Raw genomic sequence first — 26,366 nt, forward strand, 5'->3', positions numbered from 1 at the left:
ACATTCAAAAGCGCCGATGCTCCACCGCGAACTTGATCAATTCGGCCTGACCGTCGATATCGAGTTTGCGCTTCAGGTTGAGCCGGTGCGTTTCCACCGTCCGCACCGACAAACCATGCTGCTGCGCGATCTGCTTGCTCGATAACCCTTGCGCCAGCGCATCGAGGATATCGAGTTCGCGCGGCGTCAGACGTTCGAGCGGCGTCTGCATCGATTGTGCCTGGATCATGCGCGCGGCCAGTCCCGCGCTGAAGAAGGTCCGCCCGGCCAAAACCGCATCGATCGCCTGGACGATTTCCGTCGCCGGCGAATCCTTCAGCACATAACCGCTCGCGCCCGCGCGTACCGCCTGCGTCACGTATTCGACGTTGTCGTGCATCGACAGCATCAGCACGCGGATGCCGAGATGCCGCTCGTGAAACAGCGCCGCGAGCTGAATGCCGCTCATGCCCGCCATGCCGACGTCCATCAGCGCGAGATCGGGCGGATTCGCTTCGTCGGCGGCGAGCGCGAGCGCTTCGTCCGCGTTGCCCGCTTCGCCGATCACACGCAGATGCGGCATCGCGTCGAGTCGCGCGCGCAGGCCGTCGCGCACCAGCGGATGATCGTCGACGAGGATGACGCGGGCAGGTTCAGAGTGCATCGGCATGTCCTTGCGTGTTGGGTGCGGCGAGCGGCAGCGGAACTGTCGCGACGACGGCGGTGCGGCCGAGTTGCGACTCGATGCGCAGCTTGCCGCCGAGCGTATCGAGCCGTTCGCGCATGTTGCGCAGGCCGAGGCCGCGCGCCGGATCGGACAGGATCGCGGACACGTCGAAGCCCTGTCCGTTATCGACGATTTCCAGACTCACCGCATGCTTCGATACATCGAGCGTGAGCGCGGCGCGCGTGGCCTTCGCGTGGCGCGTGATGTTGTTCAGCGCTTCCTGCGCGATGCGAAAGAGTACCGTGTTGACGGTATCCGGCAAGTCGGTGGGGCGCGACGCGGATTCGAAGCTCACCTCGAGTCCTTCCTGTCCGTCGAGTTCGCGCGCGAGTTGTTCGAGCGCGGCGGCGAGGCCGAGATCGTCGAGCATCGTCGGTCGCAGCGCGTGCGAGATGCGGCGCACTTCGCGCAACGTGCCCGACAAGCGGCCGAGGCTCGTGGACAGCGCGGCTTCGGCATCGGGCTCGCGTGCCTTGCCGCGTTCGAATCGCAACAGCGCCGATTCGAGCAGCAGCTTGACCGACACCAGCATCTGACTGATGCCGTCGTGCAATTCGCGCGACAGCCGCGCGCGTTCCTGTTCCTGCGATTCCACCACTTGCCGCGCGAGTCGCTTGAGCTTGATATCCGCGCTGCGATGCTCGCTGATATTCAGCACGGCCGCGCACAACGCGATGCTCGCCAGCGCCGCCAGCGCGATCGCGCCGATCCACATTACCGTGCGATCGATGTTCGACGCCGCCTGCGCATCGATGCGCGCGAGCGTCGTTTCCACGTCTTCCAGATAGATGCCGGTGCCGATCATCCAGCCCCATCGTTCGAGCGGAATCACGTAGCCGAGCTTGGGCGCGAGCTTGCCGGTCGACGGACGTCGCCACACGTAGCGCACATAGCCGCCGCCGCGCGATGCCTGATTGATGAGCGCCTGAATGGTCAGCGCGCCGTTCGGATCGCGCATCAGCCATAAATCCTTGCCGACCAGATCCGGCTGACGCGGATGCATCAGCGATTTGCCGCGCATCGTGTAGACGAAAAAGTAGCCGTCCTGTCCGAAGTCGAGCCGCTGCAAGGCATCGAGCGCGAGCTGACGGCGCGCGTCTTCGCTGCGGGGATCGCCGGGCGGCGCGTCGTAGTACGGCGAAATCGCGCTCTTGGCGATCTCCACGTAATGCCGCAGTTCGAGCTCCTTGCTCGACATGTAGGCCGATTGCGTGGTCGCGTGCTGCGCCTGCGCGAGCGATGTCGCCTGTTGCCGCACGCCATATTCGATACCGCCGATCGCGAGCGCGAACGGCACGATGGCGAGCAGAAAGATCTTGGCCTTGAGATTCATGACACAGGGTTTGCCGCTACGTGAAGCTACGTAGCGCGACGTACGTAGTGTTGCGCTTGTGAGCGATCGAGCGAAAGCGAATACTACCGCCCAATGCGTCTTTGCGGCGCATCGATAGAGACCGAGGGCTTACCCCAAGTCATAACACTCAAGGAGACACCATGAATCGGGCTTCCGGATTCCTGGTCTGGATCGCGCTCGCGCTGCTGGGCGCGTTCGCATTCGGCACCATCGCACTTGCGCACGGCGAGCGCGTCAGCGCTTTGTGGATCGTCATCGCGGTGGTCTGCGTTTATCTCATCGCGTATCGATTTTATTCGCGCTTTATCGCGGGCAAGGTGTTGCAACTCGACGGCCTGCGCATGACGCCGGCCGTGCGTCACAACGACGGCCTCGACTACGTGCCGACCAACAAGTACGTGCTGTTCGGGCATCACTTCGCGGCGATCGCGGGCGCGGGTCCGCTGGTCGGCCCGGTGCTCGCCGCGCAGATGGGCTACACGCCCGGCATGCTGTGGATTCTCGCGGGCGTGGTGTTCGCGGGCGCGGTGCAGGATTTCGTCATCCTGTTCATTTCCACGCGACGCGATGGCCGCTCGCTCGGCGATCTCATCAAGATGGAACTCGGCACCGTGCCCGGCGTGATCGCGCTGTTCTGCGCGTTCCTGATCATGGTGATCATTCTCGCGGTGCTCGCGCTGATTGTCGTGAAGGCGCTGACGAATTCGCCGTGGGGCACGTTCACCGTCGCCGCGACGATTCCGATCGCGTTGTTCATGGGCATCTACACGCGCTATATCCGTCCGGGGAAGATCGGCGAAGTGTCGATCATCGGCTTCGTCGGGCTGATGCTGGCGATCGTGTTCGGCGGCCACGTCGCGGAATCGGCGACGATCGCGCCGTACTTCACGTTCACCGGCGTGCAGCTCGTGTGGATTCTGATCGGTTACGGTTTCGTCGCGTCGGTGTTGCCGGTGTGGCTGCTGCTCGCGCCGCGCGATTATCTGTCGACCTTTCTCAAGATCGGCACGATTCTCGGCTTGGCCATCGGCATTCTGATCGTCGCGCCCGAACTGAAGATGCCCGCGTTCACGAAGTTCGTCGACGGCAGCGGGCCGGTGTGGGCGGGCAATCTGTTCCCGTTCCTGTTCATCACGATCGCGTGCGGCGCGGTGTCGGGCTTCCACGCGCTGATCTCGTCGGGCACGACGCCCAAGATGATCGACAACGAAGTGAACATGCGCTTCATCGGCTACGGCGCGATGCTGATGGAATCGTTTGTCGCGATCATGGCGCTCGTGGCTGCGTGCGTGATCGAGCCGGGCGTCTACTTCGCGATGAACAGCCCCGCCGCCGTGCTCGGCACGACGCCGGAAGCGGTCGCGCAGACGGTATCGGGCTGGGGCTTCATGCTGACGCCGGATATGCTGACGTCGACGGCGAAGGCGGTCGGCGAGACGACGATCATCGCGCGAGCGGGCGGCGCACCGACGCTGGCGGTCGGCATGGCGCACATTCTGCATCAGGTGATCGGCGGCGAAGCGATGATGGCGTTCTGGTATCACTTCGCGATTCTCTTCGAGGCGCTGTTCATCCTCACCGCCGTCGATGCAGGCACGCGCGCTGGCCGCTTCATGCTGCAGGACTTGCTCGGCACGTTTCATCCGGCGCTGCGCCGCACGGAATCGCTGCCGGCGAACCTGGTTGCGACGGGTTTGTGCGTGGCCGCGTGGGGCTACTTCCTGTATCAGGGCGTGGTCGATCCGTTTGGCGGCATCAATACGCTGTGGCCGTTGTTCGGCATCTCGAACCAGATGTTGGCCGGTATCGCGCTGATGCTCGGCACCGTCGTGCTGTTCAAGATGAAGCGCGAGCGTTACGCATGGGTCACGCTCGTGCCGACGGTGTGGCTGCTCATCTGCACGCTGACCGCGGGCTGGCAGAAGATTTTCGATGCGAATCCGAAAGTCGGCTTCCTCGCCCACGCGTCCAAGCTGAAAGACGCATTCGACGCAGGCAAGGTCATGGCGCCGGCGAAGTCACTGCCGGAGATGCAGCGCATCATCTTCAACGATTACGTCGATGCGGTGCTCGCCGGGCTGTTCATGTTCGTGGTGCTGAGCATCGCGGTGTTCGGCGTGGTGACGGTGCTGCGGGCGCGTCGCGAGTCGCGTCCGACGGTGCGCGAGACTCCGTTCGAAGCGATGCCTTCGGGCGCGGCGGCCGCCGTGCGCTCGGGCCACTGATCGTCGGGAGCGCACGATGTTCAGCGATCTCCGGCAAGCAGGCCTCTATCTCGGCCAGACGATGCGTCTGATGGTCGGCCTGCCCGACTACGACGCCTACGTCACGCACATGCAGACGACGCACCCCGACAAACCAATGATGACGTACGCGGAGTTTTTCCGCGAGCGACAGGAAGCGCGGTATGGATCGGGGGCGGGGAAGTGCTGCTGAGTTGAGGTTTTTTGTGGCGGGGGTATGGGGCGCGATGGCGAGAGCTGTCGCGCTTTTTTTGTTTGCACAATTCTTTACCGTGTGCAATGCGTCGATTGGAAACGAATCCCTTTCTTCTGCCTCAAAGCGAGAGCCATCGAACGAAGAGGAGCGATATCGTGACCGGACGAAAGACTATATTAGCGGCCAAGCATCAATCGAATCGAGACAGCCGTCGCGTACTTGAAGAATTGCGCGGGAGTGTCTTGTGGTACGACCGGCCGTTTGAGCCGATCGGTGAGGATGACTGGAAAGTTCATGATCCTGAATATGTCTGGAACTTTCCGGAATCTGTCAGGCGCGAAGTGAGGCGTGACGCGACAAACAAAAAGGGCGGACAACCCACCGTCATCCGCCCTTCTTATCATCCGCTAGCGCACATCAATTCGCCACAGCCGCCGTCTTCGATCCCTTCCCCTTCTGCATGCGCCCGATCTCTTCGAGCTTGATTTCCACATGCTTGGAGAACACGAACTCGGCCGGACGCTGCTTGTCGATCGGCAGTTCCTTCGCGAACGCGCCTGTCGTGCGCGGACCCGACAGCGCGATCTTCGCGGCCTTGAGCGGATGCGCCACCGTATCCATCACGGCGGTCGCTTCGAAGCCGCAGTGGACCATGCAGTCCGCGCATTTCTCGTACTTGCCGGTGCCGTACTTGTCCCACTCGGTGGTTTCCATCAGTTCCTTGAAGGTCTTCACGTAACCTTCGCCGACCAGATAGCAGGGCTTCTGCCAGCCGAACACCGTGCGCGCCGGGTTGCCCCACGGCGTGCATTGATACGTCTGATTGCCCGCGAGGAAGTCGAGGAACAGCGTCGACTGGCTGAACGACCAGTTCTTGCCGTTGTTGCCGCGCTTGAAAATCTCGCGGAACAGGTTCTTCGTCTTGTCGCGGTTCAGGAAGTGCTGCTGATCCGGCGCGCGCTCGTACGCGTAACCCGGCGACACCGTGATGCCGTCCACGCCGATCGGGCCGAGCGTGTCGAAGAACTTCGCCACGCGCTCCGGTTCGGCATCGTTGAACAGCGTGCAATTGATGTTCACGCGGAAGCCACGACGCTTCGCTTCCTTGATGGCCGCGACGGCCTTGTCGTACGTGCCCGGTTGCGACACCGAGTGATCGTGCGCTTCGCGATCGCCGTCGAGGTGAACCGACCAGACGAAGTACGGGCTCGGCTTGTAATCGTCCATTTTCTTTTCCATCAGCAGCGCGTTCGTGCACAGATACACGAACTTCTTGCGCGCCATGATGCCCTTGACGATCTGCGGCATTTCCTTGTGCAGCAACGGTTCGCCGCCCGCGATCGACACCACCGGCGCGCCGCACTCATCGACCGCGCCGAGGCACTCTTCGAGCGACAGACGCTGGTTCAGGATCGGATCTGGATAGTCGATCTTGCCGCAGCCGTTACACGCCAGATTGCAGCGGAACAGCGGTTCCAGCATCAGCGCGAGCGGGTAACGCTTGGTGCCCGTGATGTGCTGTTTGAAGATGTAGGCGCCGACTCGGGCCTTCTGAAGCATCGGAATAGACAATTGCTGCTCTCCTTATTCTTCGCGAACGGCCGTCGCAGTCGCCGTCGTCGCCTCGATGGCGGCGAGCGGTTGCGTGAGCTTCGCGGGGAGTTTGAACTCGACCTTTTCCTCGCGGCCGGACATCGTCGTCACTTCGACGGGTCCGATGGCGCGCAAGGCATCGATCACATGTTCGACCATTTCCTCGGGCGCCGAAGCACCCGCCGTAATGCCGACCGTCTGCGCATGCGCAAACCATTCGGCCTTGATCTCTGAACCGTCCGCGACGAGATAGCTCGCCACGCCGCTCTCGGCGCCGATCTCGCGCAGCCGGTTCGAATTGGAGCTGTTGGTCGCGCCGACCACCAGCAGTACATCGACCTGTGTGCTCAACTCGCGCATCGCCGCTTGCCGATTCTGCGTCGCGTAGCAGATGTCGCGCGTGTCCGGGCCGACGATATCGGTAAACCGCCGATGCAGCGCATCGATGATGCCGCGCGTATCGTCCACCGACAGCGTGGTCTGCGTCACGTAGGCGACCGGTGCGTCGGACGCGAGCGTCGCGACTTCGGCTTCGCTCTGCACCAGCACGACCTTGGCGGGAATCTGCCCGATCGTGCCTTCGACTTCCGGATGGCCCGCGTGGCCGATCAGAATCAGCGTGCGGCCCTGCGCGACGTATTGCCGGCCCTGAGAACGTGCACCTTGGTGACGAGCGGGCAGGTGGCGTCGAGCACGTCGAGACCGCGCGTCTGCGCATCGTGTTCGACGCTTTTCGCGACGCCGTGCGCGCTGAAAACCGCAACCGCGCCGTGCGGCACTTCATCGAGTTCTTCGACAAAACGCGCGCCCTTGCCGCGCAGATTGTCCACGACATGACGATTGTGCACGATTTCGTGACGCACATAGACCGGTGCGCCATGTCGTTCGAGGGCCCGATCGACGATCTCGATCGCACGGACCACGCCCGCACAAAAGCCGCGGGGTTGAGCAAGGATGATACGCATATTCGAACGAACTCCGACTGGCGCGGGTTTCGGGGAGCCGGTGAAGCTGACGCAGGGTAGATGACTGCATCGGACCGGTCGGCTTCACCTGTTTTTACATTTGGATTACGAAGAACCGCTGGCGCACGTCGCAAAAGTCGAAAAAAGAGTCGATTGTTTTCATCCGCGCGTCCAGATTGACCGCGTATTCTAACGCGTTCCCTTTTTGGGTGCTTGGCACCCCGGCGCCGCGCGAAGCCCGTCGCGCGCGCAAATACGGCGGATCGAAGAACCCATTAAACTCTTGGATTCCCGGGGCCGCCCGCCCGCCGCCGCTTGATCCCGCGCGGTTTTTCCGCGTATTCGAGACAGCGGCGACGCTGTATTTTTCGCGCAACGATGCACGGCTTGCCGCGCCGCCGGCCGGTTGCCGCTGCGTGCGCCCGCATCATCAGACGAATAACGACTCATGCTATTGATCGCCTGGCTTTCCCTTCTGATCTGGATCGTGCTGCTGTTCGCGCGCGGCGGCTTCTGGCGCGCGCAGGCCGCGCCCGCGTTGTCGGCGACGACGGTTCACGCGGTCGGCAATGCCGAGATCGCGCGTCGCGGCGCGTGGCCCGCGCTCGTCGCCGTCGTGCCGGCGCGCAACGAGGCGGATGTCATCGGCCGCGCGGTCGGCTCGCTGCTCAAGCAGGACTATGAAGGCGCGTTTCACGTAATCGTCGTCGACGATCACAGCACGGACGGCACGGCGGCCGTCGCGGTCGCTGCCGCCCGCGATCTCGGGCTCGAAGATCGCCTCACCGTGCTGAGCGCGAAGCCGCTGCCGCCGGGCTGGTCGGGCAAGGTGTGGGCGCAGTCGCAGGGCATCGGCGCGATCGATACGCTCGGCCTGCCCGCCGAATATCTGCTGCTGACCGACGCCGACATCTACCATCCGGCCGATGCCGCGACGCAACTCGTCTCGCGCACCATCCTCAAGGATCGCGATCTGGTCTCGCTGATGGTGCGTTTGCGTTGCGACTCGCTGTGGGAAAAGGCGCTGATTCCCGCCTTCGTGTTCTTCTTCGCAAAGCTGTATCCGTTCGCGTGGGTCAACGATCCGAAGAAAGTAACGGCCGGCGCGGCGGGCGGTTGCATGCTGGTGCGCCGCTCGGCGCTGGCGGAAGCGGGCGGCATCGAGTCGATCCGGCAGGAGTTGATCGACGATTGCAGTCTCGCCGAGCGCATCAAGCATCGCGCGGGCAAGAGCGATGCGCGACCGATTCGCCTCGATCTCGCCGATTCGAGCGAGTCGCTGCGTCCGTACGATTCGTGGCGCGAGATCTGGAACATGATCGCGCGCACCGCGTTCACGCAGCTGCGCTATTCGGCGCTGCTGCTGGCGGGCACGGTGCTCGGCATGCTGGTGATCTATATCGCGCCGCCGCTCCTCGCGCTGACGATGGGCGCGCGCGCCTGGCCCGCGTGGCTGGCGTGGATCGGCATGTGCATCGCCTATGCGCCGATGCTGCGTTATTACCGGAGGTCGCTGCTGTGGGCGCCGCTGTTGCCGCTGATCGCCGCGTTCTATGTGAGCGCGACGATCGGTTCGGCGGTGCGTTTCTGGAGCGGCAAGGGCGGGCAATGGAAGGCGCGTGTTCAGGCGCCGACGCAGGAAGGTTCCTGAATCTTCCTGCGGCTTACTTCTGCGTCAACATGGCATACAACTCGATGACCATGTTCGGCGAAAACGTGAACGGCACCCAGCCGTGTCCGTTGTGACGTATGATCAGCAGGCGGTCGCCGTTCGGCTGCTTCTGCACCGCCATGATCGGATTCTTCGTCGTCGCGAAGCGCCAGCCCGGCGCGATGCCGCCCGGCTGCTCGACCGACATCGACGCCCGCACGTTCGACAACTCTTCGATCAGCTCCGAAATCCCCTGCGCGCTCAGCAGCACCGACTTGTCGCCGATGGTCATCTCGATGGCATCGCGCTGCGGACGCGACACGGTCAGCGTCGGCGGTTCGTTCAACGCGGTGGGTTCGTCGACGCGCGATTCATCGAGCGACGGCGGTTCGTTAACGGTCCGCGCTTCTTCGCGCGAAGAAGTGGGAGCGGGCGCGGATTCGGCGGAGGATTGGGCAGACGCGGCGGCCTGAAGGAGCGTATTGAGGCTCGACTCCAGCGCGCCCAGCTGTTCGTGTAGATTCATGCGAGTGTCTTAAGTCTTGCGTGCTAGCAACAAGACACGGATTTTACCTGCTCGACTTTCACGCGACCGACACAGGTTGTAACCAATTGCTTGCAAGGCGCGGATTACACGACAGATGTGTGGGCAAAAACAAAACCGGCATCTCCACAAAGAGATGCCGGTTTCACCTCGACGCACCCGAAGCGCGTCGAACCTTCCTTACTTGACGTTGGCTTTCAACGCATCGATGGCCGCGTTCAGCGTCGCGCTCGGGCGCATGACCGAGTCGAGCTTCGCGTCGTCCGGCAGATAGTAGCCGCCGATATCCGCTTCCTTGCCCTGCACGGAAGCGAGTTCGTCGACGATCTTCTTCTCGTTGTCGGCGAGCGTCTTGGCGAGCGGCGCGAACAGCTTGGCGAGTTCCGCGTCTTCCGACTGGTTCGCGAGTTCCTGCGCCCAGTACATCGCGAGATAGAACTGGCTGCCGCGATTGTCGAGTTCGCCGGTCTTCGGCGACGGGCTCTTGTTGTTGTCGAGCAGCTTGCCGGTGGCGGCATCGAGCGCCTTCGCGACGAGCTTGGCACGCGCGTTGTCGTTCTTGATGCCGAGTTCTTCCAGCGACACCGCCAGCGCGAGGAATTCGCCGAGCGAGTCCCAACGCAGATGGTTCTCTTCGACCAGTTGCTTGACGTGCTTCGGCGCCGAGCCGCCCGCGCCCGTTTCATACAGGCCGCCGCCCGCCATCAGCGGAACGATCGACAGCATCTTCGCGCTGGTGCCGAGTTCCATGATCGGGAACAGGTCGGTCAGGTAGTCGCGCAGGATGTTGCCGGTGACCGAAATCGTGTCCATGCCGCGAATCACGCGTTCCAGCGTGTAACGCATCGCGCGTACTTGCGACATGATCTGGATTTCGAGGCCCTTGGTGTCGTAATCCTTCAGGTACGTTTCGACCTTCTTGATCAATTCGTTTTCGTGCGGACGATACGGGTCGAGCCAGAACACCGCCGGCATGCCCGAATTCTTCGCGCGCGTGACGGCGAGCTTGATCCAGTCGCGGATCGGCTCGTCCTTCACCAGACACATGCGCCAGATGTCGCCCTTTTCGACTTCCTGCGTCAGCGAGTCGATGACTTCGTTGGTCGCGTTATCGACGAGGCGCGCCGTGCCGTCCTGCGCGATTTCGTAGGTCTTGTCGTGCGAGCCGTACTCTTCGGCCTTCTGCGCCATCAGGCCGACGTTCGGCACCGTGCCCATCGTCTTCGGATCGAAGCGGCCGTTGGTCTTGCAGAAGTTGATGATTTCCTGATAGATGCGCGCGAACGTGCTTTCCGGAATCAGACACTTGGTGTCTTGCGGACGGCCATCGGCGCCCCACATCTTGCCGCCGGCGCGAATCATCGCGGGCATCGATGCGTCGACGATCACGTCGTTCGGTGCGTGCAGGTTCGAGATGCCCTTGGCGGAATCGACCATGGCCAGCGCCGGGCGATGTTCGTGGCACGCGTGCATGTCGCGGATGACTTCCTCGCGCTGCGATTCCGGCAGCGCTTCGATCTTCGTGTACAGATCGACCAGACCGTTGTTCACGTTGATGCCGAGCTGCTCGAACAGCTTGGCGTGCTTGGCGAACGCGTCCTTGTAGAACACCTTCACGGCGTGACCGAAGACGATCGGGTGCGAGACCTTCATCATGGTCGCCTTGACGTGCAGCGATAGCATGACGCCGGTCTTGAACGCGTCTTCCATCTGCTCTTCGTAGAACTCGACGAGCGGGCGCTTGCTCATGAACATGGAATCGACGATCTCGCCCGCCTGCAGCTTGACCTTCGGCTTCAGCACAATGGTTTCGCCCGACTTCGTGACGAGCTCCATGCGGACTTCGCGGTCTTTGTCGTTCGTGATCGACTTTTCGCCGTGATAGAAGTCGCCGTGCTTCATATGCGCGACGTGCGTGCGCGAGGCCATGCTCCACTCGCCCATGCTATGCGGATGCTTCTTCGCGTAATTCTTGACGGCCAGCGGCGCGCGGCGATCCGAATTGCCTTCGCGCAGCACCGGGTTCACGGCCGAGCCCAGGCACTTGCCGTAACGCGCGCGGATGGCTTTCTCTTCGTCGTTCTTCGGCTCTTCCGGATAGTCGGGCAGCTTGTAGCCCTTGCTCTGCAGTTCCTTGATCGCGCTGATCAGCTGATGCACCGACGCGCTGATGTTCGGCAGCTTGATGATGTTGGTGTCGGCGTCCTGCGTGAGGTCGCCGAGTGCGGCGAGGTTGTCCGGAACCTTCTGCGCGTCGGTCAGGAATTCGGGGAATTCGCCCAGAATGCGCCCGGCGACGGAAATGTCGCTCGTCGTCACGTTGATGCCCGCGGGTGCGGTGAAAGTACGGATGATCGGCAGAAACGCGCTGGTCGCGAGACGCGGAGCTTCGTCGGTCAGGGTGTAGATGATGGTGGGTTGCTGATTACTCATCGCTTGTCTCGACATCCGAAAACAGGTTGGGGAAAGCCGCCGGTCTCGTCACCCTCTGGCAACAAACCGCTATTCTGCCTGATTTTGCGGGCGGCGCGTGTGAAAGCGGGCCGGCAAAAAGCGTGAAAACGGGCGTTTCCCTTGCCGGATCATCGACTTAAGTTTTTTTAAGTCTTATAGAAGAGTTGGGCGAAGCGCGCTGTCTCACTGATACGAAAAGGTGAATGTCAGTTTGGCGGCGACGTTGCCAGGCACGACCGGGCCCGACGAGGTGCAGATGTACTGCGCGGTGAGCGGAACATGCATGATGCCGCCGGCCGCTTTTCCGACGGCGATCTGATTGACGGTGCCCGCCAGCGCCGAATCGGGGCCGAAAGAGATGGGCGTCGTGCCGTTGAGAATCCGCACGCCCACGCCTTGCGTCGACGAACCCGGCCCGAGCGTGGCGATCGCGCTGCGGTTCGCGGTGTTGGAGGCATCGGTCAGGGTGACGAAGACGTTCGTGCCCGCCGTGCATTGCAGATCGAGGCTGAACGCGGTGTCGCCGACGGTCGAGTTCACGGACGTCAGTTGCGAAACGAAAGCCTTCGGCAACTGAACAGGCACGTTGCTGTTCAGCACCGAGCAGGTCGAGGTCGTGAACGTCGCGTTGACCGTGAGGGAGGCGCCGTTGAGCGTGCTCGTGCCATCGGAGACGGTGATCCACGGGTTGACGACATAGACCAGCGCGTTGCCGCCGCTGAGATCGACCGCGCCGGTCGCGACCAGATCGACTTTTACTTGCGTGATCCCCGTGCCGTAATTGCCGAAGCTCTCCGGATAGGAATACGTCCACGCGTTGGGAATAAGGGTCGGCGTGGTCGGCGTATTGTAGTAACTCGACGTGACCCACATGTAAATCCGGATGCCGACGCCCGGAATGTTGGTTTGATAGATGCCCGATACCCCCGAGCCCGACATCAGGACCGACATCGTGGTGACCACATTCACGCCGCAGGCATAGCCCTGATGCGCGGTGAGCGAATCGTAGGGTGTCTGGCGCGTGGCGATCGTATTGCCCGTGCCCACGTCGCGCGGCACGGCGATACTGCCGAAATTCATCACCGCTGCATCGTAGCTGCCGGTGTAAAAACTGCGGGCGCCGTGAGCGGGCATGACGGTACAGACCCAGAGCGCGCCGGCGGAGAAAATCAGGGCCGGGATTCGCCGGATCGGGCGAACGAGAGCGGCGAGACCGAACCATGCGCGAACGGCATCCCGACGCCGATGTGTCTGCACGGTCAACCTCGCCTGATCGGATTCAGATGTCCGGCACGCTTCGGTTCGACAACGCTGTTCGCCGACGGCCGGGCCTTGCCGCTCGCTCTCCCGACCGGTAGCAATAGTACTCAGGCCCGGGCCGTGTCAAGCGTCATCCGTCATCCGTCACCCGTTCAGGTAGCCATTCCCCCGAAACCACTCCAGCGCATCCTTCAGCCCTTCGCGATACGGCCGCGCCGCGTAACCCAGTTCCCGCTCCGCTTTCGCCGACATGAAATACATCTTGTTTTTCGACATCCGCAGCGCGTCGACGGTGACGAACGGCTCTTTGCCGCTGATTTTCGCGAACCATTCCGCGCCGATCGCCAGCTGATACAGCGGGCCGCGCGGCAGTTTCATCGTCGGCGGTTTGCGTCCGACGAAGCCAGCGATATCCGTCAGCATCTGCTGCAAGGGCAGATTCTCGCCGCCGAGGATGTATCGCTCGCCGATCTTGCCGCGCTCGAGCGCCAGAAAATGCCCGTTAGCGACATCGTCGACGTGCACGAGATTGAGGCCGGTATCGACGAAAGCCGGAATCTTGCCCGTCGCCGCCTCCACGATGATGCGCCCGGTCGGCGTCGGCCGGACGTCGCGCGGGCCGATCGGCGTCGACGGATTGACGATCACCGCCGGCAGCGCGTTCTGCGCGACCATCCGCTCGACCGCGCGCTCCGCCAGCACCTTGCTGCGCTTGTACGCGCCGATCGTGCTCTGCGCATCCGATGGCTTGGTTTCGTCGACGATCGCGCCCGAACTCGTCACCTTGAGCGTCGCCACGCTGCTCGTATAGACGATGCGCTCGACGCCTTCGGCCAGCGCCGCGCGCATGGTCGCCTCGGTGCCGAGCAGGTTCGCGCGCTCGATCTCGCTCGGGTCCGGCGCCCAGATGCGATAGTCCGCCGCGACGTGGAACAGGAAGCGGCAGCCCTTCAGCGCCGCGCGCATCGACGCCTCGTCGCGCATGTCGCCGACGACGATCTCCGCATCGAGCGATTCCACGTTCTTGCGCGGACTCGTCGCGCGCACCAGCACGCGCACATCGAAACCGCGTTCGATCGCGAGCCGCGCGACCGCCGAGCCCACGAACCCCGAAGCGCCGGTGACAAGCACGCGGGAGCCGGAAAAATCAGTCATTCTTACCTCGTTGTCATGGCCTAGAAGGCCGTGTTTCGTAACCATTGCCGCGCCGTCAAAATCCCGCAAAGCCAGATGTGACAAGGACTTGCGGCTCATGCTATGGTCCGTGCCTGCCGCACGGGAAGCCGTGCCAACACGAACGTCACTGGTGAACGATGCCCCAAGACACTCGAAACCACGCCTCCTGGATTTACTTCGCCATCGCGATCGCGATGGCCATCGTCTTCACCATCGATCTGCTCACGCCGACGCGCGTCGCGATCTGGGTTTTCTACGTGCTGCCGGTCGTGCTGTGCATGTGGCATGACCGGCCGTCGTCGCCGGTCTGGACCGCGATCGCATCGTCGATATTGATGATCGGCGGCTACGTGTTCTCCGTGGCCGAGCCGGGCGCGAACATCGCCGTCCTGCAGCTCAATCGCGCGATGGGCATTTTCGTGCTGCTCGTGCTCGCGGCGGTCGCGCATCTGTATATCAAATCGCGGCTGGCGGTTCAATGCACGGCGTGGCTGCAGCAGGGCGTGGCGCAGATGAACATGCAGCTGCGCGGCGAGCAGTCGCCGGCGTCGATCGGCGTGAGCATCCTGCGCACGCTGGTGCCCTATCTCGATGCGAAGGTCGGCGTAGTCTACGCGCTCGACGGCGAAGCGCTCACGCGCGTGGCCGGCTGGGCGCTGCCGGAAGAGAACGGCGCGCCGAAGCGGATCGCGCGCGGCGAGGGGCTGGTCGGGCAGGCGGTCGAGGACAAGCGCGTGCTCGAATTGCGCGATGCCTCCGCGCACTATCTGAAGGCCGGTTCGGCGCTGGGCGAAGGCGCGGCATCGCAAGTGCTGATCGCGCCCCTGCTCGCCGACGGCGATGTCGCGGGCGCGATCGAACTCGGTTTCGTCGGCCGCGACGGGCGTTTCCAGGATGCGCGGGCGCTGGTGGAATCGGCGTCGGAAGCGATCGGCATGGCGCTGCGATCGGCGCGTTATCGTCAGCGGCTGGTCGAACTGCTCGAAGAAACGCAGCGCCAGAGCGAGGAATTGCAGGTTCAGCAGGAAGAACTGCGCGTATCGAACGAGGAACTCGAGGAGCGTGGCCGCGCGTTGCAGGACTCGCAGGCGGAGCTCGAGCAGACCAATGTGCAGCTCGAAGAACATTCGCAGAATCTGGAGCGGCAGAAGGCGAAACTGCTTCACGCCCAGCAGGAACTGACGGCGAACGCGCTGGAAATGGAGCGCGCCAGCCAGTACAAGTCCGAGTTCCTGGCGAACATGTCGCACGAATTGCGCACGCCGCTCAACAGCTCGCTGATCCTCGCCAAGCTGCTTCAGGACAACAAGCCCGGCAACCTGAGCGACGAACAGGTGCGCTATGCCGCGACGATCCACTCGTCGAACAGCGACTTGCTGGCGCTCATCAACGACATTCTCGATCTGTCGAAAGTCGAAGCCGGTCAGATGGACGTGCAGTTCACGTCCGCCGCCGTCGATTCGATTCTGCAGACGCTGCGGCAAACCTTCGCGCCGATCGCCGAAAGCAAGGGCCTCGAATTCATCACCGCGCACGGCGCGAACGTGCCGCAGTATTTCGTCACCGACAATCAGCGCCTGTTGCAGGTGCTGCGCAATCTGCTCGCGAACGCGTTCAAGTTCACCGAGAAGGGCAGCGTGAGCGTGGTCGTCGAACGCGCGGGCGACGATGCGCTGCGTTTCGAAGTGCGCGATACGGGCATCGGCATCGCGCGCGAAAAGCAGGAGATGATCTTTCAGGCATTCCAGCAGGCCGATGGCACGACGAGCCGCAAATACGGCGGCAGCGGTCTCGGGCTGTCGATCTCGCGCGAGTTTTCGCGATTGCTGTGCGGCTCGGTTTCCGTATCGAGCGAACTGGGGCGCGGCAGCGTGTTCGCGGTCACCTTGCCGATCGCCGCGCGCGAAGGCACCGTCACCGCGAAGCTCGATACCATCGGACATATGAAGGAGCCGGAACCGGCCGCGGCGATCGCGCTGCCTGTGTCCGTGCCCGTCGCGCAGCCGGAGCTCAGGCCGCTGCCGGTTCCCGCCGTCGATACGCCGCCCATTCCCGACGATCGCGCCAATCGCAAGCGTCCCGATCGCGCGATTCTCGTCATCGAAGACGATCTGAACTTCGCGCGCATTCTCTACGAGCTCGCGCACGAACTCGACTTCGACTGCGTGCACGCGACCAACGCGACGCAAGGCGTCGAAATCGCGCGCGAGATGCAGCCGAACGGCATCCTGCTGGATATCGGCTTGCCGGATCAATCGGGGCTGACCGTGCTCGAATGGCTCAAGCACGATCCGCTCACGCGTCATATTCCGATCCATATCGTCTCGGCGACCGATCACGCCGATGTCGCGCTTCATCTCGGTGCAATCGGCTACACCTTCAAGCCCAGCACCCGCGACGAACTCGCGACCGCCATCCGCAAGCTCGAAGCGCGTTCGTCGCAGGGCATGCGGCGCGTGCTGGTGGTCGAAGACGATCCCGCGTTGCGCAAGAGTATTCACGCGCTGCTCGCGAGCGAAACCGTGGCGATCGTCGAAGCGGGTTCGATTGCCGAAGCGCTGGAGGAAATGCAGCGCGCCGTGTTCGATTGCGTCGTGATGGACCTGGCACTGCCCGACGGCTCCGGCTACGAACTGCTCGAACGCGTGTCGACGAGCAGCGCGCATGCATCGCCGCCGGTGATCGTCTATACGGGACGTTTGTTGTCGCAGGAAGAGGAACAGCGGCTGCGCCGATATTCGAAATCGATCATCATCAAGGGGGTGAAGTCGCCGGAACGTCTGCTCGATGAAGTCACGCTGTTCCTGCATAGCGTGGAAAGCGCGCTGCCGCCCGAACAGCAGCGCATGCTGCGCGCGGCGCGTCAGCGCGACGACGTGTTCGAAGGCCGCACCATCCTGCTGGCGGAAGACGACGTGCGCAATATCTTCGCGTTGTCGCGCGTGATCGAGCCGCTCGGCGCGAAGCTGGAAATCGCCCGCAACGGACGCGAGGCGCTCGAAGCGCTGGCGCGTCACGACAATATCGATCTCGTGCTGATGGACATCATGATGCCGGAGATGGACGGCCTCACCGCGATGACGGAAATTCGCAAGCAGCCGCAGCATGCGCGTCTGCCGGTGATCGCGCTGACCGCCAAGGCGATGCAGAGCGATCGGCAGAAGTGTCTCGAAGCGGGCGCGGACGATTACATCTCCAAGCCGATCGACGTGGACAAGCTCGTCTCTCTGTGCCGCATGTGGCTTCGGCAAAGATGAACGCGATGAACGACGCCAAGCACGACGAAGACGCCCTCTTCGATATCGAGCTCAAGCTGATTCTCGAGGCGATCTACCTCAAGTATCAGCACGATTTCCGGCATTACTCGGCGAGTTCGCTGCGGCGCAGGCTCGCGCAGGCGGTGCACGATTTTGACGTGCCGACGCTGTCGCATCTGCAAGAGCGCATCCTGCGCGATCCGTCGCTGTTCGCGCGGCTGTTTCAATACCTCACCGTGCAGGTGAGCGAGATGTTCCGCGATCCGCAGTACTTTCGCGCGATCCGCGAACAGGTCGTGCCTATTTTGCAGACGTATCCTTCGATCAAGGTGTGGGTCGCGGGATGCAGCAGCGGCGAGGAATTGTGGTCGCTCGCGCTGTTGTTCGCGGAAGAGAAGATCGCCGACCGCACCGTGTTCTATGCGACCGACATCAACGCGCAGGCGCTGCGCGCGGCGGAAAACGGCATCTATCCGCTCGACCGCATGAAGGGCTTTAGCCAGAACTATCTGGCGGCGGGCGGCAAGCGCTTGCTGTCGGACTACTATCACGCGGCTTACGGCGCGGCGAAATTCTCGCAGACGCTCAAGTCGCGCGTGGTGTTCGCGGATCACAGTCTCGCCACCGACAGCGTGTTTCTCGAAGCGCATCTGGTCTCGTGCCGCAATGTGCTGATCTATTTCGATCGTTCGCTGCAGGATCGCGCGCTCGGTCTGTTCAGCGATTCGCTGGTGCGGCGCGGCTTTCTCGGACTGGGCAGCAAGGAGAGTTTGCGGTTCTCGAAGTACACCGATCACTTCTTCGATTTCAACTCGCGCGAGCGGCTTTACCAGAAGGTATAGCGATGAACGTTGCTTCCGAAGAACAGAGATTCGGCGCGATCGTGATCGGCGCATCGGCGGGCGGCGTCGAGGCGCTGAGTCATCTGATGCCCGCCCTGCAACGCGATATCGCGCCGCCGGTGCTGATCGTCATGCATGTGCGGCAAGGGCAGCCGAGCCTGCTGCCGACGCTGTTCGCGGAGCGCTGCGCGCTGAAGGTCGTCGAGCCGTTCGACAAGGACGTGATCGCGCGCGGCACCGCGTATTTCGGGCCGCCGGGGTATCACATGATGGTCGAAGCGGAAAACGGCGCGTCGCCGGCAATTGCGTTGTCGGTCGATCCGCCGGTGCGCTTTTCGCGGCCGTCGGTCGACGTGCTGTTCGAATCGGCCGCGCACGCGTATGGCGAACATCTGCTCGGCATCGTGCTGTCGGGCGCGAACGACGACGGCGCACGCGGCGCGCGCGATCTGCGATGCAGGCGGCGCGTGCTGGGTGCAGGACCCGCACACGGCGGGCGCGTCATCGATGCCGCTCGCGGCCATCGGCGAATGCGCGCGGCACGAAGTGCTGACGCTGGACGACATGGCGATGCGGCTGGCCCGCTGCATCGGCCGCAACGAATAAGGCAGGCAAGGAGTCACTTGATGACGCAACCCATCCATGTGCTGATCGTCGACGACATCCGCAACAACATCACCGCGCTGGAAGCATCGCTGGCGCGGCCCGATCTGTCGGTGCTCAAGGCCGAATCGGGTCCGGCCGCGCTCGAGCTCTTGCTCAAGCACGAAATCGCGCTCGCGATTCTCGACGTCAACATGCCCGGCATGGATGGTTTCGAACTCGCCGAACTGATGCGCGGCAGCCCGCGCACCGCGCACGTGCCGATCATCTTTCTGACGGCGACGGCGCAGGACGCGAACCGCACGTTTCGCGGCTACGAAGCGGGCGCGGTCGATTTTCTCTACAAGCCGTTCGATTCGCGCATCCTCAATTCGAAGGTCGACGTGTTCATTCACATGGAGCGCCAGAAGCAGCAGCTCGCGACGCAACTCGCGACCGTGCAGCAACTGCTCGATGCAAACGAAATGCTGATGGCCGTGCTCGGTCACGATCTGCGCACGCCGTTGAGCGCGGTGATCGCATCGGCGGAATATCTGTCGCGCTTCGTGAAGGACGAGAACGTCGCGAATATCGGCGGACGCATCAAGTCGAGCGGCATGCGCATGGTGCGGATGGTCGATCAGTTGCTGAACCTCGCGCGCCTGCGCGGCGGACGCGTGGTGCTGCAACCGCGCGCCGTCGATCTGATGACGCTCGCGAAGAATATCGTCGAGGAATACGAGGCGCGGGTCGGCAAGGGGCGCATGTTCATCCTGCCGCAAGGCGATACGCTTTTGCACGGCGATGGCGACCTGCTTTCGCAAGTGTTTTCGAATCTTATCGGCAATGCGTTGCAGCACGGGCTCGAAGGCTCGGCGATTCAGGTGCGGCTCGAAGGCCGCGTCGACGATGTCGTGATCGTCGTGCAGAACGCTGGCGAAATTCCCGCCGATGTCCTGCCGACCATTTTCGCGCCGTATCGCTCCGGACGACGCCCGAGCGAGTCGAGCGGACTGGGCCTCGGGCTATACATCACGCGCGAAATCGCGCAGATGCACGGCGGCGATGTGAGCGCGCATTCGACCGCCGGCGCGGGCACGCTGTTCGAAGTGACGCTGCCGCGCGTGCCGCATCCGCGCGCGGGCGAGCATGCGGATATGGCGCAGCCGTTCAGACTCAGTTGAGTGGACATCGCCCGGGCTGTCTACAATGCGGCCTATGAATGACAACTGAAGGGGAATACGCGATGTCCGGTCCGGATCTCGATTCGAGGATCGAAACCTACTATGTGCGCGTGCGAGGCGTGGTGCAGGGCGTCGGCTTTCGGCATCACACTGTCAGAAAGGCGCATGCGCTCGGCGTGCGCGGCTGGGTGGCCAATCTCGATGACGGCTCGGTCGAAGCCGTCATGCAGGGCGCGGCGAATCAGGTCGATCTGATGCTCGAATGGCTGCGACGCGGACCGCCGCTGGCCCGCGTCACCGATTATCAGATCGAAGAGCGCCACGTCGAGAAGCGTTACGAGCGCTTCGAGCAGCACTGACTCATTGCGCAATCATCGCGCGATCAGCAAACTCTCCGCAAACTGCCATTCTTCGTCGCGCCATTGATGCGTGCATTCGAAGCCCGCATCGGCGGCAATCGGCGCGACTTCTTCAGCCGAATATTTGTGGCTGCTTTCCGTCCAGATCGTTTCGCCTTCGCGGAAATCGACGCGCAAATCCGCGCCGCGCACGCGCACGCTCACGGCGCGCTTGGCCCGCAAATGCATTTCGATGCTGCGCACATCCGGATTGAAACGCGCGACATGCTCGAACGCGTCGATGGGAATGTCGCCGCCCAGCTCGCGATTGATCCGCGCCAGCAGATTCAGATTGAACGCGGCCGTCACGCCGATGGGATCGTCGTACGCAGCGATCAGCATCGGTAGCGGCTTGATCAGATCGGTGCCGAGCAAGAGGCCGTCGCCGGGCTTCAACATGCCGCGAATCGAGCGCAGAAACTTGGTCGCGGCGAGGCGCGCGAAGTTGCCGATCGTGCTGCCAAGAAACAGCACCAGAAGACGCTCGCCTTCCTTGCGCTTCGCGTAGACTTCGGCGAGTCCGGCGAGATAATCGCGCTCGTGTCCGACGATCGACAAACGCTCGATATCGCCCAGTTCGCGGCGGCACAACTGCAAGGCCGTGTGCGAAATTTCAATCGGATGGTAAGCGGTAGGTTGCTTTCTCGACAGCGCCTCGAGAATGCGGCGCGTCTTGCGGCCGCTGCCGCTGCCGAGTTCGGCGATGGTCACGTTGCCCGGCATCGCGGCGACGATATCGGCGGCGTGCGCCTTCAGCACGCGTTCCTCGGCGCGCGTCACGCCGTATTCCGGCAACGCGGTGATGACTTCGAACAGCGCGGAGCCGACTTCGTCATACAGATACATCGAAGGCAGCTCTTTCTGCGGCTGCTTGGAGAGGCCGACATTCACGGCCTCGGCGAAGGCATTGGGAAAACGGGGCGACAGGGCAGGTTGAGTCATGACGTCTCCATCGATGCTGCGTTTTTATCGTGCGTCGCGCTGAGCGGCGACACGGCGTGCGATGCGTCGGATGCAATGACGTTGAACAAACGAGGCAAATATGACGGGCCCAATTAAAAAGACACTGAGCCGCGAGCGTGGTTAGCGTGGCCGATCAACGTGACCGGTTCAAGTCATCTGAGGATCAAGGGACTCGCGCGCAATCGATAAAGTTCACGCGAAAATTCACCGCGATGGATCGCAGATGTGGAGAGTGAGATAGCAAAAAGCGGGCACGCCGCCAGAAATGTTTGAAGCGGGCGATGAAATTCCGCTTAAGCGGACGTTCGAAATGCGCGCGATGCGGGCATTATGCGCGTTCATCGAAAGTCGCGCAGACCACGCGTCCAAGTGTAACGACGCCTTAAGGTTTTGTTACATTCACACCTTTTAATTCGATATCCGAACTAATTTGTCTTTAGCGACTTTGTAAGCGTTGAACTCCACAGTTACCAACTGCTGCACTTGTTTCTTAGCCATTTGCTTAAGATTATTTCCATCAACCCGGCAAACGGGGATAGGAGAAGCTCATGAAACGCGCAGCACTTGTCTTGTTGATGATCGGTAGTCTCACCGTGGCCGGACAGGCATCGGCGCACGGACGCGGCGACTGGGGTCGTCATGGCGGCGGCGGGCACGGCGGCGGCAACGGCGGCGCAATCGTCGGTGCGCTGATCGGCGGCGCGATGCTGGGCGCGCTCGTGACATCGGTGGCCAATGCGCAGCCGACCTATGCCCAACCGGTGTATCAGCAACCCGCGTATGTCCAGCAGGCCTACGCCCAACCGGCTTATGCGCAACCCGCGCCGCCCCCGGGCACCTGCTACGACAACTATCGCCACGCCTATGTGCAGTGCGCGCCGGCGGCGTATGGCTATTGATTGACGGGATTGACGATCGATCGCGCGGCACGCCCATTGCGCTATCACTCTTGCGGACGAAGCGGCGCTCTAGCCGCTTCGAATGAAACGCAACATGGAGACTCGCAATGAACTCGACTACGAAGAAGCTAGTGATTTCCGCGTTGGTGCTCGGCTTGTCGGGCGGCGTTTATGCGCAGGCCGGCGGCGGTGCGGGCGGTGGCGGTGGAGCAGGCGGCGGCGCGGGCATGGGCTCGGCGGGCGCGGGCGGTAATGGCGCAACCGGCGCAGGCTCGGGCGCTGCCGGCAAGGGCGGCCCGGGTGTCGGCATGAACGGCACCGGCGTGGGCGGCTCGCAGGACGGCACGATAGGCACCGGCGTCAAGAGCGGCATGGGCAACGGCACCATGAACGGCGGCAGCGGGACGATGCAGAATCAGGGCGCGCCGAACAACCAGATGAATTCGAACGGCATGAATTCGAACGGCGGCACGTCGACGCAGAAGGGCTATTGATTTGCCTGAGCGCGCATGCGGGTGCGATCGCCGGGCAAGACTGCGGCATCCGCCACGCGGCGGCGCGCAACTAGAAATAGAAATATGTAAGCGGCTTTATTGCGCTGGCGCGGACACCAGAACGGGTCCGACGTCAGGCGTGGTGGCCGATTCGAACGACTTCACACGCAAACTGACTTTCTCGGCATAAGCACGCGATCCGCCGTAACTTTTCAGCGCGGAATCGACGTCGCCTTGAGCGGTTTTCAGATAACCGTTCAGAATCGCCGAACCTGCGGCGATATTGTCTTCCGGGTCGTATAAATCGAGATTGCGCACGAGGGTCTTGTGCGCCGACGGCACGACCTGCATCAACCCGGACGCATTGTTCGGGCCCTTTGCCGTTTCCTTGAAACGCGATTCGATCGAGATAATGGCGAGCAGCAGCGCGGGAGGAAGCGAGTACCGCGAGGCGGACGACATGACCGCCGCCGCGATGGTCTGAGCCTTTTCACGCGCCACGCCGAACTTGCGCGCGATCATTTCCGAAATCTTGTGACTGGCCTGCTGGGTCTTCTGGTCTTGTGTCGTTGCGTCTTGCGCGTAGGCGTCGCTGGCCGGCTGGGCGCTTCCTTGCGCGACGGCGGCTTGCGTGAGGCTGATCGACAGTAAGAGTAGAAGAATTTGACGGCGCATCGGTCGTACGAATCAAGGCGAAGCCGCATTATATATGCATAAATTTCCCTTGTGGATCATGGACTTGTCTTAAATATGATGAAATATTTTACGAATCGGTAGGGATAACGTGCGCTCGGCGCGCTTCGGCGTCGGCGCTGAAATGCCGGCGCCGGCTTCGACGGAAAGGCGCAGGAACATCGGCAGCGACGCGAGCACGACGGCGGCCGTAGCGATAAAACCGCACGCGAGCTGCCAGCGCTCGGTGTGCGTGCTGCCCGAAACGAGCATCGTCGCCTGGATGGTGCCGGCCGCGACCGTGACTCCGACCGCCTTCATCAACTGCTGCGCGGTGCCCTGAAAAGACGTCGCGGCGGCGAGGCGCGGCTTGGGCACGTCGGCGAAAGCGAGCGCGCCCATGGTCGCGAAACTGAGCGATCGGCCGAGTCCGCCGATCAGCAGCAGCACGAAGATGGCCGACGCAGGCCACGCTTGCGACATCAACGAACAGACGGCCAGCACGGCCGCAAAGCAGACGCTGCCCGCGCACAGCACGGTGCGCACGGAGAAATGGCGCAGGGCGGTGGCGGTCATCGGGCGCATGCAGAACGAGCCGAGCGCGCTCGCGAACGTGATGAGGCCGCTGTTCGTCGCGCTATAGCCGAAGCCCGTCTGCAAGGTGAGCGGCACGAGAAACGGCAGCGCGCCAGCGCCTGCACGGAACAGGCTGCCCGCGACGGTGGCGGCGTGGAAGGTCGGAATCGACAGCAGCGAAAAGTCGATCGCCGGATTCTCGACCTTGCGGCAATGGAGCACGGTCACGCGAAACAGCAGCAGCCCGACGGCAACGCAGATCCACGGCGCGCCCGCCGGCAACACGCCGCGCCCGGCGCTTTCGATGCCGATCATGAACAGCGTCAGCGATGCACCCGACAGCAACATGCCGCGTAGATCGGGCGGCGTGCGATGCTCGGGCGTCGACGGCGGCAGCAGCTTCCACGTCAGAAAAAGCCCGACGATCCCGACCGGCACGTTAACCCAGAAGATGCTGCGCCACGATAGTGCATCGGTGAGAAAGCCGCCGAGCGGCGGACCGAGCAGCGGACCGACGAGCGCGGGCATCGTGAGCCAGGTCGTCGCCTGAAGCAGTTCTTCGCGCTTGACGCCGCGAAACAGGATCAGGCGGCCGACGGGCACCATCATCGCGCCGCCGAGACCTTGCACGATGCGCGCCGCGATCAGTTGCGGCAGCGATGTCGCCGCCGCGCTCGCGATCGATGCCAGCGTGAACGTGGCGATCGCCCACATGAACACGCGCCGCGCGCCGAAGCGATCGGCGACCCAGCCGCTGGCGGGAATGAAGACGGTCAGCGCGACGAGATAGGCCGTGATCGCGCTGCTGAGATGGACGGTTTCGATGTGGAGATCGCGCGCCATCGTCGGAATCGCGGTGGCGACGATGGTGCCATCCATGTTCTGCATGAATAGCGCGGAAGCTACGACGGCGGCGGTGATGCGGAAGTTGCCGCCTTTCACGGCGCGCTGCACGCCGGCCGTTTGAAGGCTACTTGCAAGGCGTGTCTAAGTGAGGGCGAGGACATGTTTCGCAGTCTACTCGATCCCTCTTTCGCAACGCAGGTTGCCGCTTAACTTAATGCGCGACGCGCGTCACGATGTCCATATAGTGAGCCAGATCGGGCGTGATGCGCTGCGCGTCTTTCGCCTGATCGTCCCAGCGGCGCAGCGCGAGCGCATCTTCCGCGTAGGGTTTGGCGAGGAACGCCTGCGCGTCTTCATCGCTGAACACGCCGCCTTGCAATTACAGACTCCGCACCGAATCGGCCGACAGCTTCGCGTGATACGACGCATCGATCGCGCACAGGCAGCGCTTGGCGTCGACGTGCAGGCGAATCGGCTCGAGCACGGCATCGGAGAACATCGGGCGCAGAAACGGCAGCGCGAAGTATTGATGCAGATCGTCGATTCCGCGTTCGGTCGGCGTTTCGCCTTGCAGATTGAGCAGATGCCCGAGATCGTGCAGCAGACCCGCGACGATCAGTTCCGGCGCTGCGCCCGTGTCTTCCGCGAGCGATGCGGTCTGCAACGCGTGTTGCAGCTGGCTGACCGGTTCGCCGCTATACGCGATCGAGCCGTATCGATCGAACAGATGTTGAATGTGGGAAAGGGATAAAGCCATCGTAGGAATGCGTGGGTGCGGGTGGCGGACGCGGGTGGCGGACGCGGGATTCTCGCGCCCCAGTATGACGGAATCATGGCGACGCGCGCATAAACGTGACAAATAAGGTGACAAATTTCGCGTGATAGCATCTTCGCGACTGCATCCACCGAACGCGAGCATGGCGACGTTATACGAAACGCTGGGCGTGAGCGAGCACGCCTCCGACGATGAAATCAAACGCGCGTATCGCAAGGCCGCGATGCGTTGCCATCCCGATCGTAATGCCGGCAACGAAGAAGCCGCGCGCGCGGAATTCCTCGAAATAAAGGACGCGTACGCGATTCTGTCCGATGCCGGGCAACGCGCGGTCTACGACCGCATTTTCGCGGAAGAAATGGAGCGCTGGAACGCGCAAAAGAAGCAGGAAGAAGCCGAACGCGATGCACGCGAAGCACAGGAGCGCGAAGCGCGAGAGGCGATCTACAGGGAACGGATTGCGCTGGCCATGCAATTCGCATCGCGTGGCCATAATCGTGATGTGGTGTTCGGCGTATTGCTCGGCCGCGATTGCGACGAGGCATCGGCGCAGCAGATCGCGGACAGCGCCATCGCGCTACACGAGTCGCGCAATGCGGCTCACGCCCAACGCGACGACAGCGACCACAACGACATGCCACGCGAGAAAGTGAAGGAAACCGCCGACGCCGCTCATGTCAATCCGCTCGGTGCGATGTGGTTCCAGTTTCTCAACAACCTGAAGCTTTAACTTTCG

At 62.8% G+C, this 26,366-nt stretch carries 21 protein-coding genes and 3 pseudogenes; 11 read left to right on the forward strand and 13 right to left on the reverse strand.

Annotated elements, in window-relative coordinates:
- Positions 1 to 4 precede the first annotated feature (4 nt).
- Both BVER_RS00120 and BVER_RS00125 read right to left on the reverse strand, forming a co-directional pair.
- Entirely contained in the window at positions 5 to 643 is a 639-nt protein-coding gene (locus tag BVER_RS00120; protein WP_370444164.1) for a response regulator, read from the reverse strand.
- Positions 633 to 2,039, reverse strand: coding sequence for a cache domain-containing protein (locus BVER_RS00125; RefSeq protein ID WP_050451372.1), 1,407 nt, complete (start codon positions 2,037 to 2,039; stop codon positions 633 to 635). The genes BVER_RS00120 and BVER_RS00125 overlap by 11 nt, the downstream gene beginning before the upstream one ends.
- A 161-nt stretch (positions 2,040 to 2,200) precedes the next feature.
- Here BVER_RS00125 and BVER_RS00130 point away from each other — a divergent pair, with 161 nt between their 5' ends.
- The gene (locus BVER_RS00130) at positions 2,201 to 4,285 is read left to right on the forward strand and encodes a carbon starvation CstA family protein (protein WP_050451374.1); all 2,085 of its coding nucleotides are present in this window, start codon (positions 2,201 to 2,203) and stop codon (positions 4,283 to 4,285) included.
- Positions 4,286 to 4,301: 16 nt separating this feature from the next.
- Complete coding sequence (locus tag BVER_RS00135) at positions 4,302 to 4,496, forward strand: YbdD/YjiX family protein (protein ID WP_050451375.1); 195 nt, start codon at positions 4,302 to 4,304, stop codon at positions 4,494 to 4,496.
- A 420-nt stretch (positions 4,497 to 4,916) separates the two neighbouring features.
- Here the strand turns inward: BVER_RS00135 and hpnH are convergent, their stop codons facing one another.
- From hpnH to BVER_RS31070, 3 genes and pseudogenes are all read right to left on the reverse strand, one after another.
- Positions 4,917 to 6,071, reverse strand: coding sequence for an adenosyl-hopene transferase HpnH (gene hpnH / locus BVER_RS00145; protein ID WP_050451378.1), 1,155 nt, complete (start codon positions 6,069 to 6,071; stop codon positions 4,917 to 4,919).
- A gap of 12 nt (positions 6,072 to 6,083) precedes the next feature.
- A pseudogene (gene ispH / locus BVER_RS00150) lies at positions 6,084 to 7,057 on the reverse strand (4-hydroxy-3-methylbut-2-enyl diphosphate reductase).
- A 94-nt stretch (positions 7,058 to 7,151) separates the two neighbouring features.
- On the reverse strand, positions 7,152 to 7,433 hold the full coding sequence (locus BVER_RS31070) for a hypothetical protein (RefSeq protein WP_157055854.1): 282 nt from the start codon (positions 7,431 to 7,433) through the stop codon (positions 7,152 to 7,154).
- Between the two features lie 72 nt (positions 7,434 to 7,505).
- On the opposite strand from BVER_RS31070, the gene BVER_RS00155 reads away from it, so the two are divergent.
- Complete coding sequence (locus BVER_RS00155; RefSeq protein ID WP_050451379.1) at positions 7,506 to 8,708, forward strand: glycosyltransferase; 1,203 nt, start codon at positions 7,506 to 7,508, stop codon at positions 8,706 to 8,708.
- A 13-nt stretch (positions 8,709 to 8,721) separates the two neighbouring features.
- On the opposite strand, the gene BVER_RS00160 is transcribed toward BVER_RS00155, so the two are convergent.
- From BVER_RS00160 to hpnA, 4 genes are all read right to left on the reverse strand, one after another.
- On the reverse strand, positions 8,722 to 9,234 hold the full coding sequence (locus tag BVER_RS00160) for a hypothetical protein (protein WP_050451382.1): 513 nt from the start codon (positions 9,232 to 9,234) through the stop codon (positions 8,722 to 8,724).
- 198 nt (positions 9,235 to 9,432) lie between these two features.
- On the reverse strand, positions 9,433 to 11,685 hold the full coding sequence (locus BVER_RS00165) for an NADP-dependent isocitrate dehydrogenase (RefSeq protein WP_050451384.1): 2,253 nt from the start codon (positions 11,683 to 11,685) through the stop codon (positions 9,433 to 9,435).
- A 204-nt stretch (positions 11,686 to 11,889) separates the two neighbouring features.
- Positions 11,890 to 12,963 (reverse strand): fimbrial protein, encoded by a 1,074-nt coding sequence (locus tag BVER_RS00170; protein ID WP_157055855.1) that lies wholly within the window; start codon positions 12,961 to 12,963, stop codon positions 11,890 to 11,892.
- Positions 12,964 to 13,110: 147 nt separating this feature from the next.
- Positions 13,111 to 14,121, reverse strand: coding sequence for a hopanoid-associated sugar epimerase (hpnA, locus tag BVER_RS00175; RefSeq protein WP_050451387.1), 1,011 nt, complete (start codon positions 14,119 to 14,121; stop codon positions 13,111 to 13,113).
- Positions 14,122 to 14,279: 158 nt separating this feature from the next.
- On the opposite strand from hpnA, the gene BVER_RS00180 reads away from it, so the two are divergent.
- The 5 genes and pseudogenes from BVER_RS00180 to BVER_RS00195 all read left to right on the forward strand — a co-directional run bounded on the left by BVER_RS00180 (position 14,280) and on the right by BVER_RS00195 (position 20,366).
- Positions 14,280 to 17,399 (forward strand): response regulator, encoded by a 3,120-nt coding sequence (locus BVER_RS00180; RefSeq protein ID WP_083451981.1) that lies wholly within the window; start codon positions 14,280 to 14,282, stop codon positions 17,397 to 17,399.
- Positions 17,396 to 18,241: a CheR family methyltransferase gene (locus BVER_RS00185; protein ID WP_157055856.1), complete on the forward strand. Its 846-nt coding sequence runs from the start codon at positions 17,396 to 17,398 to the stop codon at positions 18,239 to 18,241. Before BVER_RS00180 ends, BVER_RS00185 begins: the two co-directional genes overlap by 4 nt.
- Positions 18,242 to 18,327: 86 nt before the next feature.
- A pseudogene (locus BVER_RS36420) lies at positions 18,328 to 18,636 on the forward strand (chemotaxis protein CheB); the annotation flags it as partial.
- A 231-nt stretch (positions 18,637 to 18,867) separates the two neighbouring features.
- Positions 18,868 to 20,007 carry a hybrid sensor histidine kinase/response regulator gene (locus BVER_RS00190; RefSeq protein ID WP_050451534.1) on the forward strand — a complete coding sequence of 380 codons (1,140 nt, stop codon included), beginning with the start codon at positions 18,868 to 18,870 and terminating at the stop codon, positions 20,005 to 20,007.
- A gap of 62 nt (positions 20,008 to 20,069) precedes the next feature.
- A complete protein-coding gene (locus BVER_RS00195) occupies positions 20,070 to 20,366 on the forward strand; it encodes an acylphosphatase (RefSeq protein WP_050451392.1) in 297 nt (98 codons plus the stop codon).
- 12 nt (positions 20,367 to 20,378) lie between these two features.
- Here BVER_RS00195 and egtD read toward each other — a convergent pair whose 3' ends face one another.
- Positions 20,379 to 21,347, reverse strand: a complete 969-nt coding sequence (egtD, locus tag BVER_RS00200; RefSeq protein ID WP_050451394.1) for an L-histidine N(alpha)-methyltransferase — start codon at positions 21,345 to 21,347, stop codon at positions 20,379 to 20,381.
- Between the two features lie 569 nt (positions 21,348 to 21,916).
- On the opposite strand from egtD, the gene BVER_RS00205 reads away from it, so the two are divergent.
- Both BVER_RS00205 and BVER_RS00210 read left to right on the forward strand, forming a co-directional pair.
- A complete protein-coding gene (locus BVER_RS00205; protein WP_050451396.1) occupies positions 21,917 to 22,267 on the forward strand; it encodes a hypothetical protein in 351 nt (116 codons plus the stop codon).
- Positions 22,268 to 22,374: 107 nt separating this feature from the next.
- Complete coding sequence (locus BVER_RS00210; RefSeq protein WP_050451397.1) at positions 22,375 to 22,761, forward strand: hypothetical protein; 387 nt, start codon at positions 22,375 to 22,377, stop codon at positions 22,759 to 22,761.
- Positions 22,762 to 22,857: 96 nt separating this feature from the next.
- Here BVER_RS00210 and BVER_RS00215 read toward each other — a convergent pair whose 3' ends face one another.
- From BVER_RS00215 to BVER_RS00225, 3 genes and pseudogenes are all read right to left on the reverse strand, one after another.
- Positions 22,858 to 23,436 (reverse strand): transglycosylase SLT domain-containing protein, encoded by a 579-nt coding sequence (locus BVER_RS00215; RefSeq protein WP_050451399.1) that lies wholly within the window; start codon positions 23,434 to 23,436, stop codon positions 22,858 to 22,860.
- Positions 23,437 to 23,505: 69 nt separating this feature from the next.
- A complete protein-coding gene (locus BVER_RS00220) occupies positions 23,506 to 24,951 on the reverse strand; it encodes an MFS transporter (protein WP_050451535.1) in 1,446 nt (481 codons plus the stop codon).
- Positions 24,952 to 25,066: 115 nt separating this feature from the next.
- Positions 25,067 to 25,612: pseudogene (locus BVER_RS00225) on the reverse strand (phosphonate degradation HD-domain oxygenase).
- 160 nt (positions 25,613 to 25,772) lie between these two features.
- Between BVER_RS00225 and BVER_RS00230 the strand changes: the two are divergent.
- On the forward strand, positions 25,773 to 26,360 hold the full coding sequence (locus BVER_RS00230; RefSeq protein ID WP_050451401.1) for a DnaJ domain-containing protein: 588 nt from the start codon (positions 25,773 to 25,775) through the stop codon (positions 26,358 to 26,360).
- Positions 26,361 to 26,366 lie beyond the last annotated feature (6 nt).

Origin of the sequence: Candidatus Burkholderia verschuerenii (assembly GCF_001189365.1) — a bacterium.
In the GTDB taxonomy this organism is placed as follows: Bacteria; Pseudomonadota; Gammaproteobacteria; order Burkholderiales; family Burkholderiaceae; genus Caballeronia; species Caballeronia verschuerenii.

Bases quoted from the DNA above. Each gene is read 5' to 3' on its own strand.
- BVER_RS00160 (WP_050451382.1), bottom strand. From the start codon at position 9,234: ATGAATCTACACGAACAGCTGGGCGCGCTGGAGTCGAGCCTCAATACG.
- BVER_RS00185 (WP_157055856.1), top strand. From the start codon at position 17,396: ATGAACGCGATGAACGACGCCAAGCACGACGAAGACGCCCTCTTCGAT.
- BVER_RS00215 (WP_050451399.1), bottom strand. From the start codon at position 23,436: ATGCGCCGTCAAATTCTTCTACTCTTACTGTCGATCAGCCTCACGCAA.
- BVER_RS00210 (WP_050451397.1), top strand. From the start codon at position 22,375: ATGAACTCGACTACGAAGAAGCTAGTGATTTCCGCGTTGGTGCTCGGC.
- BVER_RS00180 (WP_083451981.1), top strand. From the start codon at position 14,280: ATGCCCCAAGACACTCGAAACCACGCCTCCTGGATTTACTTCGCCATC.
- BVER_RS00120 (WP_370444164.1), bottom strand. From the start codon at position 643: ATGCACTCTGAACCTGCCCGCGTCATCCTCGTCGACGATCATCCGCTG.
- BVER_RS00125 (WP_050451372.1), bottom strand. From the start codon at position 2,039: ATGAATCTCAAGGCCAAGATCTTTCTGCTCGCCATCGTGCCGTTCGCG.
- BVER_RS00205 (WP_050451396.1), top strand. From the start codon at position 21,917: ATGAAACGCGCAGCACTTGTCTTGTTGATGATCGGTAGTCTCACCGTG.
- BVER_RS00130 (WP_050451374.1), top strand. From the start codon at position 2,201: ATGAATCGGGCTTCCGGATTCCTGGTCTGGATCGCGCTCGCGCTGCTG.
- BVER_RS00230 (WP_050451401.1), top strand. From the start codon at position 25,773: ATGGCGACGTTATACGAAACGCTGGGCGTGAGCGAGCACGCCTCCGAC.
- BVER_RS00135 (WP_050451375.1), top strand. From the start codon at position 4,302: ATGTTCAGCGATCTCCGGCAAGCAGGCCTCTATCTCGGCCAGACGATG.
- BVER_RS00155 (WP_050451379.1), top strand. From the start codon at position 7,506: ATGCTATTGATCGCCTGGCTTTCCCTTCTGATCTGGATCGTGCTGCTG.
- BVER_RS00165 (WP_050451384.1), bottom strand. From the start codon at position 11,685: ATGAGTAATCAGCAACCCACCATCATCTACACCCTGACCGACGAAGCT.
- egtD (WP_050451394.1), bottom strand. From the start codon at position 21,347: ATGACTCAACCTGCCCTGTCGCCCCGTTTTCCCAATGCCTTCGCCGAG.
- hpnA (WP_050451387.1), bottom strand. From the start codon at position 14,121: ATGACTGATTTTTCCGGCTCCCGCGTGCTTGTCACCGGCGCTTCGGGG.
- BVER_RS00195 (WP_050451392.1), top strand. From the start codon at position 20,070: ATGTCCGGTCCGGATCTCGATTCGAGGATCGAAACCTACTATGTGCGC.
- BVER_RS00190 (WP_050451534.1), top strand. From the start codon at position 18,868: ATGACGCAACCCATCCATGTGCTGATCGTCGACGACATCCGCAACAAC.